The organism is Nocardia sp. 852002-20019_SCH5090214 (genome assembly GCF_001665865.1).
Taxonomy (GTDB): domain Bacteria; phylum Actinomycetota; class Actinomycetes; order Mycobacteriales; family Mycobacteriaceae; genus Nocardia; species Nocardia nova.
On record NZ_LZMK01000025.1, the window covers coordinates 1 to 1,207 of the forward strand.

Below are 1,207 nucleotides of genomic sequence, written 5' to 3' on the forward strand. Positions count from 1 at the left end.
CCCTGCTCACGGATTACCAGGTTCGCCTGCAGCACGGGCACGACACCGTCGGTGTGCAGGCGCGGCTGGCCGAGGCGGTGTCGGTGATGACCGAGAAAGACCGCGAGATCGCCCGCGAGCGGGGCAAACAGATCCGCAAAAACCCGGCCGAGGCGCGTAAGCCGTTGTGGCCCGATCACGTCAACCGCGACGAGCTCGCCACGACCGTGCGCGCGTATGCGGCGCTGGCGCCGATCGTGGAGGCCCGCATCGCCCTCGATCCCGACGGCAAGGACCCCGAGGCGAGGTGGGACAAAGACCAGCGGCAGCGGGCCGAGGTGATGCGCGCTCAGATCGACAAGGCGATCAAGTCGGGCAAGGGTTTGGCCGATATCGAGCGTGACCAGCTGCGCGCCGTGCTCACCGATATCGAGGCCGGGAAAACTCAGGTGCCGGACACGCTGCTGGCCGATGACCGGTCCGCGGCCGCGATCGAGCGCGAACGCCGCGACAACTACGCGCGTGCCTACGCCGAGGAAAACCGCCGCGAGATCGAAAAAATCTTGTCGACCGCGGCCGCGCCCGAGGGCACTGTCCGCGCAGTCCGCGACGACCTCAACCGTGTGGTCCTCGCGCAGACCGCGCTGGCGGCCGGGCGCACCAGTCGCGACGACTACGAAGCCACCCAAGCCGAGGAACAGCTGCGCAACAGCATGATCACTGCCGGGGTGCCCGAACACGTCCGCCTCGACGTGAACCAATTCCTCGCCGTCGAAAACGACGCCTGCGAGAAGAAAGGCGAGCGCGCACGCGCCGTCCAGGACCAGTGGGCCGGTCGCCGAGAAAAGGTCGCCGCCGAACGCAATCCCGGCCCGCCCTCCTACGACAGCCCCGAACGCCTCGCGCTGCTGGAGTACAACCTGCGCCAGGCCGGACTGACTGAGGACCAGCGCGCTCAGCGCCTGGCCGCTGCGGCCGGGCGGGCCAAGCCGCCGAGTGAAGCGGTGAAGCCGCCCACCCCGGAGGCACGAGCGCGCCAGACCGCCCCGGGGACTGGGCTCGCGCAGGCCTACAACCGCGACCGTGACCGCGACACCGGTCACGAGCGCTGAGACGTCGTTCCGAACTTCCAAGGGGGGAACGACTGTGGCACCGCTCGAAACCGCTTCCGAGGCAGCCGATCACGAACCGGAGATCTACCCGTGGAAGGCCGCTCCATCGCATCTGA

General features: G+C 68.9%; 1 pseudogene. It reads left to right on the forward strand.

The window, feature by feature from the left end:
* Positions 1–1,091: pseudogene (locus tag A5780_RS40590) on the forward strand (hypothetical protein); the annotation flags it as partial.
* Positions 1,092–1,207 lie beyond the last annotated feature (116 nt).